The 9,430-nt window shown below is 67.5% G+C and carries 8 protein-coding genes; 2 read left to right on the top strand and 6 right to left on the bottom strand.

Going from position 1 to position 9,430, the window contains the following annotated elements:
* Positions 1-536 precede the first annotated feature (536 nt).
* Entirely contained in the window at positions 537-971 is a 435-nt protein-coding gene (locus tag V8J36_RS17100; protein WP_336468534.1) for a hypothetical protein, read from the bottom strand.
* Positions 972-1,164: 193 nt separating this feature from the next.
* The gene (locus V8J36_RS17095) at positions 1,165-1,305 is read right to left on the bottom strand and encodes a hypothetical protein (protein ID WP_336468533.1); all 141 of its coding nucleotides are present in this window, start codon (positions 1,303-1,305) and stop codon (positions 1,165-1,167) included.
* A gap of 105 nt (positions 1,306-1,410) precedes the next feature.
* Here V8J36_RS17095 and V8J36_RS17090 point away from each other — a divergent pair, with 105 nt between their 5' ends.
* The gene (locus V8J36_RS17090) at positions 1,411-1,680 is read left to right on the top strand and encodes a hypothetical protein (protein ID WP_336468532.1); all 270 of its coding nucleotides are present in this window, start codon (positions 1,411-1,413) and stop codon (positions 1,678-1,680) included.
* Positions 1,681-1,944: 264 nt separating this feature from the next.
* Here the strand turns inward: V8J36_RS17090 and V8J36_RS17085 are convergent, their stop codons facing one another.
* From V8J36_RS17085 to V8J36_RS17070, 4 genes are all read right to left on the bottom strand, one after another.
* Entirely contained in the window at positions 1,945-2,430 is a 486-nt protein-coding gene (locus V8J36_RS17085; RefSeq protein ID WP_336468531.1) for a hypothetical protein, read from the bottom strand.
* Between the two features lie 1,223 nt (positions 2,431-3,653).
* Positions 3,654-3,908 carry a hypothetical protein gene (locus V8J36_RS17080; protein WP_336468530.1) on the bottom strand — a complete coding sequence of 85 codons (255 nt, stop codon included), beginning with the start codon at positions 3,906-3,908 and terminating at the stop codon, positions 3,654-3,656.
* A gap of 286 nt (positions 3,909-4,194) precedes the next feature.
* Positions 4,195-5,553: a PQQ-dependent sugar dehydrogenase gene (locus V8J36_RS17075; protein ID WP_336468529.1), complete on the bottom strand. Its 1,359-nt coding sequence runs from the start codon at positions 5,551-5,553 to the stop codon at positions 4,195-4,197.
* A 1,919-nt stretch (positions 5,554-7,472) separates the two neighbouring features.
* Positions 7,473-8,027 (bottom strand): LuxR C-terminal-related transcriptional regulator, encoded by a 555-nt coding sequence (locus tag V8J36_RS17070; RefSeq protein ID WP_336468528.1) that lies wholly within the window; start codon positions 8,025-8,027, stop codon positions 7,473-7,475.
* Between the two features lie 126 nt (positions 8,028-8,153).
* On the opposite strand from V8J36_RS17070, the gene V8J36_RS17065 reads away from it, so the two are divergent.
* Positions 8,154-9,329 (top strand): thiolase domain-containing protein, encoded by a 1,176-nt coding sequence (locus V8J36_RS17065; RefSeq protein ID WP_336468527.1) that lies wholly within the window; start codon positions 8,154-8,156, stop codon positions 9,327-9,329.
* Positions 9,330-9,430: the final 101 nt, after the last annotated feature.

Here is a 9,430-nt window from a genome sequence, read left to right as displayed (position 1 = left end):
GTATCTAGGGAAACTCGAAGACCCCCGCAAGTGGGATTCGCGAAAAAAATGAAACACAACCACCTGCCCCTGCGGAACGCCGCTGACACGGACGGAAGAGCCGCAGGACTGCTCGTGCGACAGGGCGAACTCCGAGCCAGATGGCAGCCAAGGCGCGATCCGGGCTCACAGCATTCGCTGGAGCAGAACGTCCCTGACGACGAACCGGTGTCAAAGCGCCATCAGGGCGTACCCCTCAGCCGAACATCGTCACGCCGTGCGCAGGCAGGGCAAGCGGGTCGCCGTAGCGTAGATCCGGCCGTACCAGATCAGCGCGCCAAGGACCGGCACCACAAGCATGCCAGAAAGAGCAAGTTGTGCCCGCGCGCCAGTGCATCGCCGATGCGACCGCTCTAGAGGTGACTGAACAGCACGAGCGTCGCGACATCCTCTTGAAGGGCGATGTGCAAAGGCGCGCAGCGGCAAGTTTGATCATGATCTGCGTGCGGATCGCGAGGTCGGCCGGAGTGGATCTCGCCCGCCCAGCCAATGTTGCTTCAGGCAGGCTCCCCCGCGAAAAAAACACTGGGCTTGGGGCCGCAGCTGGACAAGCCCAGCGCGAGCCCCCGCAGCGCCAGCGGCACCATCGGTGGTCTACCGCGCGGCAGGTCAAGGCCGCCATAATCGAGCGGCTTCGTCAGAGGTTGCCGAAGGTCGCACCAAGGCGTCGGCTTAAGATTAAAACCGCCCAAAACAGAAGGCCAACATGGCTGATCAGCGAGCACCACGGGGCCCATCACCGCCGCAGTGACAGCCGCGCTCTGCGGATAGCCGAGCCCGGCATTGATCGTCAGCCGGGTGCCGAAGGCAATCCCGAGGCGGTTCGAGAAGAAGACCGCGATCCAAGGGAAGGTTTTGGTATCGAGCCGGCCGATCAGGGTACCGCCAAGGAACAGTTGCGCAGGTGTCAGATCGCCGGCGTGACCAGTCACCGACGACGAGAACGGCCAAGCCGACGAGGTAGCCCAACCCGAACAAGCGGTTCCTCATGTCCGAAATTTCGGTCTCGGCTGTGGTGGTGGCAATGATCACGCACCAGAACTGCGCGGGGCTGTAGCCACGCGAGGGGCTCTGCTCGACCAGCGCCGCGATCGGCGCCAAGCCGGTGGTAGCAAAGCCGGCTTACTATCCAAGGCTCAGCATCATCCACGGGAAGCCGCCGGCGGTTTCGGCCAGCGTGGTGGCGAGGATCTTCATGAACCGAAAAGCAAGGGTGATCTGCGCTACCTTGCTGAAGGTCTGTTCGCAGGGAGACTTCGATCTCATTAAGGGCCCGCGCCGAATAGACAGGTGAGCGCAAGCAGCGCGGACGGGGCGGAATGTGGCCTGCCGCCATCGTCTATGGGCAGATGCCAGCCGAAGCTTGCCCAGTTGCACCGTCGGGACCACCTGCGCGATGAAGGCCCCGCAACGGAGCCAAGATTTGAGGGTTCCGCCAACAACCTGCCCGCGCTGGCCGAGGCGGTTGCGCGCGGCCTCAGGGCCGAGGGCCATGCCGTCGATCCTACCTCTGGCTGCGCCACGGTCGTGGCGGCACCGGCGGGCGTTGATCACGACGCCGTGGTTCTGGACCTGAACCTTCCGAACGGCTCGGACCTTGCGCTTCTGCGGGCGCCGCGCGCGGCATACGCACGCTCGTGATCATCGCCACCGCTCGTGACCAGAGCAGCAACCGCATAGCCGGGCTCGATGCTGGGCGACCAAAGAGGCCAGAAGGGTCACGATCGGCACTCCCGGAATCCGGCTCAGAGCAGGCACGCGCCAATGAACAGCGTGCAGTCGGCGACGGCACGGCGGCCATACGTGACGCGGATGCTGTCGAGATCGGCGATATCGCCGTCCCGTCAGGTGACTTCTGGATCCGCGCCTCGGCGACGGTGCGCATGTCTTTAGTTTCCGCCTTGGTCACGGGCGAGCCATCGGCGAGAGCGTATCGGGTGCGGCTCGCGATTGCGCGACGGGCCTCGGACCGCGTTCGCGAAGCCGAGCCTCGTGCCACCGGCGGCCAAGATACACACCGGGGGCCAAGGTCAGCCGATAGGCGAGCGAGCCGTCGCCATGCAAGTCGAACGACGGGCCTGGCACCGCCTGCTGGACTTGCAGAATATTTCCCATCCGCACCTCGTCGGGACGCGAGATCTCCAAGGGCCCGTTGGCGAGATTGCGCTTCCGCAGCAACTCCGACAACCGCCGCTCGACGGGCATCGCCTGGCGCCGGCGGGCGCAGGTCGGGGCACCGAGGCTGTCGATCTGCGTCGCCCCGTCGCGAAGCGTGGCCTGCGAGCCCTCGAAGACAGCGCGCTCAGCGAAGACGGCAACGATGTCGGGTAGCCACGGAGTATTGCCGTACTCGACATGCAGCCAGTTCGGACCGCGACCCGCGTCGACCATCTGCCGCGGTCGGTCGCATGAGTGCGCGCCGGGTCGAAGGTGCCGCGCGAACACAGTCGCCCGACGGGCGCCGCGAACGCGCCCATGTCGGGCACAAAGTTGCGCAGCAGCGTCCAGCCGTTGTGGGCGAGGGCGGCGCAGATCGTGGGGATAAGGGTCACGTCGGACAGGCACCGCGCAAGGTCGCGTCGGCGTGAGAGGTTTTAGGACATTTCCGGATCCGGTCAGTCGGGGTCGGAGCGGGCCGGTCGCAGCGCGGACCATGCCCAACGGCTCGATCAGCGCACGCCCCCTCGGATGCGCCGGTGCGGCTTCCGCGCGCCCGAAACCTCGGACGGGCCGATCTTGTAGGCAGAGCAGCTCGCTTAATGAGGTAACCCGATCACGTCGAGGTGACCACACGCCCTTCGCCGCGGCGCGCCTCGTCAAGAGGTCGCGAGCAAGCGCGATCGGTAAGGACAGGCTGGCGATCAAAGCGCGCTCGATCTCGGCATCGCAGGCGGTGCCGAGGGCCTGAAAGCACGGCCCCGGCGCTGTTGATGAGGATGTTGAGACCGCCCCGCTTGGCCGCGGCACGGCGCAGGTCGGCCCAATCCACGGCCCTGATCTTGTTGGCCGGCACGCAGATCGGGCGGTGGCGTGTCAGCAGCGCCGCCGTCTCGGGCAGCGGCTCGGCCCGGCGGCAAGCGAGGATGAGACAGTGGATGCGCCGCTCACGCTCGAGCGTCGGCGCCCGCGAGATACACGCCTCGCCTTCACCGCCGCCAGTCCGGTCACCACCGCGTCAAGATCACCGATCTCCGAGCCCACGGCATCCGGCCCCGTCGTGAAGCCCGCGGCGGCTCAGTCCAGCACCGCCTGTAGCGCTAACCAGCAATGTCGATGCTCGCCGCCGAAGAAGGCGGTCGCGCAACCGCGGGCTGCGGCATGGCAAGAATGGAATCGGGCGATCGGCGGCATAGGGAAGCCTCGGAGCGGAAATGAGGTAAGGCGGGCGTCGGGAACCGCAGTCCGTGGTTCTCGTCGGCCGGTGCGCAGACCGATAGATCGCAGTCGTTTGCGCGGACCCAGCTTTGGGAAGGTCTATCCGCTTGGCGCGCCGCGGGGACGAGCTGCCGCAGCCGTCCCCTCGCGCGGCTCAGCAGCATCATCAGCGCGGCGGTCGCGCTAAGACTCCGTTCGCGCGGCCATTGGCACGACGCATGCCAACGGGACGACCTCGATCACGTCGCGTCGACCGACCGCAGCACCCGCCATTCGACCGAGCACCTTTTCGCGCGGCCGGTCGGGATGAAGCCCGCGGCCGCGGTCCTGAGACGTTCCGTACATAGAATGCGGCCACCGGCGACAAAGATCGCCATCACCGGGATCGGCGGCAGCGGGATGCTTGCCGCAAACGCATGCCGCACCTTGATGCGGGCGTGGCTTTCGACACTCCCAAGCTGAGACAAACGACGCTCACTTGGATGGCCGGCCACGGTCAGGAAATGCGTGGCGTCTGATAACAGGGCCCAGCATCTCGGCTCTCGCGGTCCGTCGCGATGACCGCAGGAAGTGCCCTCTACCTTGCGCCGCGCTTACAGCCGCAAGAAAGGTAATGACCGGACGATGAGTCAACGATTGCCGCCTGACGAGGTTTACCCATAGTCACGCAAGTGCGGTCTGACCGTCACTCGGCGCCACGACATATCGCGATCCTTCACGGGCCAAATAAATGCTCTCTCCGGCACGGGGCGATTCCTTCAGGCACGAGACTGCGCACGCTCATCCACCGTCCCGCACGGATCCCACTTGCGCGGAATGGGCTTCTCGCGGGTTGACGGCCCGCGTCACGCGCCAGACGGCGTTCCCGACATCGTCGGCAACCGGCAACGCGCCGTCAGAGGCGATGGCGACCCCGGCCGGACGACCGCGTGCCATGCCGGCATCGGTCCGAAATCCGTCCAGCACCTGCCTCGGCGGACCGGAAGGGCGCCCGTTCCGGAACGGCACGAAGACGACCGCGTAGCCGGATGCCGGCCGGCGGTTCCAGGACCCGTGTTCGCCGATGAACGCCCCTTCGCCCCAATCCGGGCCGAGCGCCGCGCCCTTTGCGAACGCGAGCCCCAACGGCGCGACATGCGACCCAAGCGCGTAGTCCGGGCGCGATACAGGCTCTGGCGGGGCCGAGATCCAGTCGACCCGCGGATCGCGGTCGGTGCCATAATAGATCCAAGGCCAGCCGAAGCTCTGCCCCCTGTGCACAGAGGTCAGATAGTCGGGCACCAGCCGATCGCCGAGTTCGTCCCGCTCGTTCGCAACGGCCCAGAGCCTGCCGGTCCCGGGCTCGATCGCCATGCCAACCGGATTACGGATGCCGTCGGCGAACACTTCGGCCCGGTCTCGGGCAGGATCGACACGCCAGATCGCGGCGCGTGACGTCTCGGCCCGCTCGCCAGCCTCGCCGTGATCGCTGTTCGACCCGACCGACACATAGAGCGTGCCGTCCGGTGCAGCAACCAACCCCTTTGTCCAGTGATGGTTCGCCCCGTTCGCCGGCAGCGCCCGCACCCGGCGACCGGGCTCACGGATCTGCGTCTGGCCGCTGCGATAGGGGAAGACCGTCAACGCATCGGTCTGCGCGACGTAGAGCCGATCGCCCACCAGCGCCATCCCGAAGGGCGAGGTCAGCCCCTCCAGAAAGACCGTGCGCAGGTCGGCCACACCATCGCCGTCGGCGTCCCGCAGCAGGCTGATGCGATCGGCACTTTTCACCTCGGCGCCCGCGACCCTCATGACCTGCCTTTGCACCAGCTCTCGCAAGCTCTTCGGCGGCGAAGGCTGCTTGTTCGACTCCGCGACAAGGACATCGCCGTTCGGCAGGACATGCAGCCAGCGCGGATGATCGAGGCCGGTCGCGAAGGCCCGGACCGCAAGCCCTCGGGCAGCCCGAGGCGTCCGCCCCTCGCCCCATCCGCGCGCCGGCGCGACGTTTAGAGTCGGCAGCACGGACCGTTCGGGCGCGGGCAGCGCCGGATGCGCGCCCGTCTCGGAGCGGGCGACGCTGCGCGGCGGACCACCGCAGGACGACACGAGGCAGATGGCGCATGCCCCAGCCAGCAAGAAGCGCGCGGTCGAACCCATGATCCCCTCCCGACGAACGAGATTCGAACGCGGTAGCGTCGGAAAGGTTGCCGGTCTCGATAGACTGGGCCACCAGTATCACGCGAAGGCGGAACGGCGGGTTCTGGCCCTTCGGGCTGAAGAGAGGCCAGAGGCCCGCAGGCCGGATCGCCCATGCATCCGAGCAATGGCTTCGGATGCGCCCCGGGCCGAGACGCCCGCGGCGTGAACGCCGAGGAGCCATTGCGCACTGCCGCGTCTTCCCGTGCCGGGCATGGCAGCGGCGGGCCAGGCTCGATCGACGAGAGAACCCTCGATACCGTCGGCCCATGCATTGCAGCTGCAATCGGTCTGTCGTGAGAGTGACGTTTTTGCACGTATCGGTGACCCGGATTCACGTCGTGTATCCTTACCGTTAGCATCGGTCCATCCGGGAGCCTTCTTCTCCCCGGTACTGCACGACGAACCGGCCCGGCTTCTTGGCCGTCGCGGCACGTTCGGTTCCAGCCCGATGGCGAAGACCGCTTAGGGCCGTCGCGTGTCGCTCTCGACCTGGTCCGACCGGAACATGACCAGGCAGGCTGCGAAGACTGGCAGGCGCGGTCACCCGAAGACCTTCCCCGACTGCGCAAAAGCGGAAAACAGTCTGGGGGACTGTGCTTCTCACGCTGAAGGTGTTGTTCGGCCGGCTGCTGCGGCAAAACGAGCCCGTGAGGTGCCATCCGTCCGAGCCTGCTGGCCGGCGGACCGGTCGCCAGCCTGATCGGATCGGCGGGGCTGGACTGGACTGCTCCGAACTATTCGACGGCGTCTGGCCGTCGTCAGGCGCGGATCGCGATGCGGGCCGCTGCCGGCGCCCAAGCGGCCCCGTCGCCCTGTTGGTCGACGCTGAGCCAAGGGAACGCCGCTGGTTCGAAGGGCCATGGCACCGCCATCATATTCCCCGGCGATGGCGAGTGGCAGGCGCGCGAGCATCCCGCGTCGCGCCACGGACAGCGGCACGAGATCCGTACTGGCATGGATGCGTAGACGGCGATGTCCGGCCCGACAGCGCCAGTGACAGCAGACGATGCCATGGCGCAATCGTCGAACGGCGCGTCGAAGCGCACCCCGATCCGCAAGCACGATCGCCCTGCAACTAGAAGACTGCCCGCCCAACCGCGCCCTAAACGGCATCCTTCTCCGCCGCGACGACATCTCCAGACGATATAAATCCGGTCCTTGGGCGGCCGGCCGCGACCACTTCCGCCAGACATTNCGCCCTGCAACTAGAAGACTGCCCGCCCAACCGCGCCCTAAACGGCATCCTTCTCCGCCGCGACGACATCTCCAGACGATATAAATCCGGTCCTTGGGCGGCCGGCCGCGACCACTTCCGCCAGACATTTGGTCCAGCCAATGTCACCGCGCCGGTCGAGCGCCCAAGCCGCATTCTCGTCGCGCCGCACAGTTCTTCGAGGCGCACCAAGCCGATCACGGCCTGGATCGCCGCGGCGCCGCGGCTCCCGCCCCGAACAACGCGCCGCTCGGCCACCTACGACCACGGCCCGGAGGTTTCCGACTGGCGGGATCTGCAGGCCGGGATCGGCGCCCACACCATCGAGGGCTCGCTCGGACCGATGGCGCAGGCCCGTTCAATTCTGCGGCCCGCAGTCGCCCACGCAAAAGGGCAGCGTGGAGAACGCCGACAGGCGATCCAGAAGATGTCTCTGCCGCACTGCCGACAGCGAAAACGTCACGCAGGACGGTCTGAGAAACCACTGGGCGGGCCCGTACGCCATGCCAGGCTGATGCCACGGAGACCGGACCCCGCCCGAGGTGTTCCGTGCGAACATCATTGGCCGCGACCATAGGGCGAAGGAGCTGTCACGCCGTCCCAAGTCGCAGGTGGACTAGCGCGTGCAGACTACCGGAGAGCAACGTGGCCACCGAGGTCGCCCTCACAAAACCAGGACGATCTCCGAGACGAGTTCCGCGGTGTTCTTCGCACCCAGCTTTTTCATCAGCTTCGCGCGGTGAACTTCGACCGTCCGATGCGAAATGCCAAGGATCTTGCCGATCTCCTTGCAGGTCCGCCCATTGACCACGTGATGCGCCACCTGCCGTTCGCGCGGGGTCATGTCGCTGGGGCGGCCGGCGCGCGTCTCGATCCGCTCGAACCCCCAGACGGTCAGTGCGAAGGGATCCGCGGGCGAAAGCGTCACCCCCCAGGCACGCGCCCAGAAGATCTCGGAATCCGCCGCCTGCATGAACCTTTCGTCGCGATAGCTCTGACCGGTTCTCAACATCGTCTCACAACGGTCGCCGATATCACGGAAATCCGCGATCGAAGGATAGAGACGGCGGATCGAGCGGCCGATCAGCTCTGATCGCGGAAAACGGAACAGCGCCTCGAGCGCGCGATTGCAGGCGACGATCCGGCGGTGACGCAGCACCACCTGCGCGATAGGCGACTCGAGAAATCCAAGCTGCATGGCCTCGTCCGGCACCGGCATATCCCCCTCCCTCGCCTCCGGCCCCTAGGCTACTACGTAGCGGCCCGCAGGCAATTACGTAGTTCCACGGATTCCCGCCCGCCCCGCGCTGGCGCACCCTGTCCCGACCTTTGGGAGGAGGCAGCAATGGCAGGCACCGGCATCTCGATCATCGGCAGCGGACACACGCGCTTCGGGCGACGGCCCGAGACGCTGGAAGAGCTGATCGTGCTGGCCGCGCGCGAAGCGGTCGAAGAGTCGGCGATCGACCCCGCGACGATCGACGCGGTGTTCCTCGGGCATTTCAACTCGGGCCTCGTGCCGGACGGCTTCGCCTCGTCGCTGATCCTGCAGGCCTATCCTGAGCTGCGCTTCACGCCGGCGGCGCGGTGCGAGAATGCCTGCGCCTCGGGCGCCGCCGCGCTGCATGCCGGGATCGGGCAGATCTTGTCAGGACGGGCGCGCACCGTGCTGGTTGTCGGGGCCGAGAAGATGACCCACCGCGCCACCCCCGACGTCACCCGCGCCCTCGCCGGCGCCAGCTATCAGGGCGACCCGACCGAGGCGGCGCTGAGCTTTCCGCAGGTCTTCGGCCTTGCCGCGCAGGCCTATGCCGAGCGCCACGGCAGCCCGCTTGACGCGATGGCGCAGATCGCCTCGAAGAACCACGACAACGCCATGGCGAACCCGCTGGCACAGATGCACAAGCCGATGAGCGTCGCGCACTGCGCCACGGTTTCGGACATGAACCCGCTGATCGCGCCGCCGCTGCGGCTGACCGACTGCTCGCTGGTCAGCGACGGCGCGGCGGCGGTCGTCCTGACGACCGATGCGCAGGCCGCGGCCGCACCGCGCGCCGCCAGCCTGCGCGCCGCCACCCATGTCAGTGACCTGATGCCGATGTCCTCGCGCGATTTCATCCGCTTCGAAGGTCCGGCCCGCGCCATCGCCGCGGCGCTGGACGGGGCCGGGGTGACGCTGGCTGATCTGGACTTCGCCGAGGTCCACGACTGCTTCACCATCGCCGAGTTGCTGATCTACGAGGCGATGGGCCTGGCCCCCGAAGGCCGCGGCGCCGACGCGCTGGCCGATGGCACCGTCCTGCGCGGCGGCGCGCTGCCGGTGAACCTGTCGGGCGGGCTGAAGGCCAAGGGCCATCCGGTCGGGGCGACGGGGGTGTCGATGCATGCGCTGGCCTTCCGCCAGTTGACGGGCACCGCGGGGGCGATGCAGTGCCCCGGTGCCGGCCTGGGGCTTGTGTTCAACATGGGTGGGGCGGCGGTGGCGAACTATGCCTCGGTCCTCGCGGCACGGGGGGCGTGACATGAACATCGCAGGCTGGCTCCACGACATGGCCCGCGCCCGGCCCGCCGCCCCGGCGCTGCGCCGGGGCGAGACGCTGGTCGCCGACTATGCCGGTTTCG

The sequence above is a fragment of the Frigidibacter sp. MR17.14 genome (assembly GCF_037095735.1).
Taxonomy (GTDB): Bacteria; Pseudomonadota; Alphaproteobacteria; order Rhodobacterales; family Rhodobacteraceae; genus Frigidibacter.
This window is presented reverse-complemented; position numbering and strand designations above follow the sequence as displayed.

Bases quoted from the DNA above. Each gene is read 5' to 3' on its own strand.
- V8J36_RS17095 (WP_336468533.1), bottom strand. From the start codon at position 1,305: ATGAGATCGAAGTCTCCCTGCGAACAGACCTTCAGCAAGGTAGCGCAG.
- V8J36_RS17085 (WP_336468531.1), bottom strand. From the start codon at position 2,430: ATGGTCGACGCGGGTCGCGGTCCGAACTGGCTGCATGTCGAGTACGGC.
- V8J36_RS17075 (WP_336468529.1), bottom strand. From the start codon at position 5,553: ATGGGTTCGACCGCGCGCTTCTTGCTGGCTGGGGCATGCGCCATCTGC.
- V8J36_RS17070 (WP_336468528.1), bottom strand. From the start codon at position 8,027: ATGCCGGTGCCGGACGAGGCCATGCAGCTTGGATTTCTCGAGTCGCCT.
- V8J36_RS17065 (WP_336468527.1), top strand. From the start codon at position 8,154: ATGGCAGGCACCGGCATCTCGATCATCGGCAGCGGACACACGCGCTTC.